This is a genomic window from Pseudomonas sp. Fl4BN1 (genome assembly GCF_009908285.1).
GTDB lineage: Bacteria > Pseudomonadota > Gammaproteobacteria > Pseudomonadales > Pseudomonadaceae > Aquipseudomonas.
In genome coordinates this window covers 1-962 of sequence record NZ_JAAARM010000085.1, presented here as the reverse complement: position 1 = coordinate 962, position 962 = coordinate 1, and the positions used below count along the sequence as shown (strand labels likewise).

Below are 962 nucleotides of genomic sequence, written 5' to 3'. Positions count from 1 at the left end.
CTTTTCAGCCTGGTCTTCGGCGGCAGGCTTCACCAGAATTTTCAAGGCGAAAGTGGGAAAGTGTTTAACTTGAAACCTAAAGACTAGTTGGAGTAATAGCAAATGAAAAATTTTTTATTGGTGATTGAGCTTTTTGACGCTGAAGAGGCGGCTAGGTTTTTATCCGCTACATCTATTGGGCTGTTAACTATGGTTATTAATGGTCTTATGAGTTTGGATGAGGCAGAAAGGCTTATGTTTACCCCAAGGACATCAAAGATTTTGAAGGGAAAAGGTATTTCTCAAGAATTTTGTAATCTCGTGATGAATTGCTGTGAGCTAGAAGATGTTCTTGATTTGATCCCTCTAAAATTTGAGGATTCAGTAAGGGAAAGAATGTTTGAATTTTTGGAGTTTCTGAAGAAGACAAAGGCTCAAGATCCAAGTTTGGAGCACCTGGATCTTCGATAGGGATTTATAGATATCTTGGATTTTTGTGACGGCTACTCAATTGGATGTGTAAATAAAGTTTGGGTTGAGTGCGATTTTTCGAGTATGCGGCTAGCAAAGATGGATTCTGAGTATGAGTGATTCAGCCATGATTATTTCGTCTGAAATTGTAAATTCTGAGGGTTTTTGTAATTTTGTTAAGGGCATAGGTGGTTATGTCCCACACTTGGGAGCTTCGCGTGGAGGAATTGATAAGGGGGAATCGAGTGTATGGCTGGGGCTTTTAGATGAAGATATGATTCATGAAATGTACAGTGACAGGGATGTCGCTGAGTGGGAGGCGATGCTAGGGGCGGCACCGCAGGTTATTGTGGAACTACGCTTGGATCATAGCCCTCGCGCTAAGCTTCTCTACTTATGGTTTGCTTTTGTTTTTGGAAAAAAATGGAACTCGATCTTGTACGATGTAAATGACGAGTTACTTTCCTATGCTCAAGTGAGTGGCCGCTATCAAGAGTTCGGTGTGGAGTGGT

The 962-nt window shown here is 41.4% G+C and carries 2 protein-coding genes; both read left to right on the top strand.

All coding sequences use genetic code 11. The features are described 5' to 3' along the window. Positions 1-102 precede the first annotated feature (102 nt). Positions 103-450, top strand: coding sequence for a DUF3969 family protein (locus GV818_RS33670; protein ID WP_161778741.1), 348 nt, complete (start codon positions 103-105; stop codon positions 448-450). A gap of 112 nt (positions 451-562) precedes the next feature. Then, a partial coding sequence (locus tag GV818_RS33665; RefSeq protein ID WP_161778740.1) for a hypothetical protein occupies positions 563-962 on the top strand: 400 nt, incomplete at its 3' end.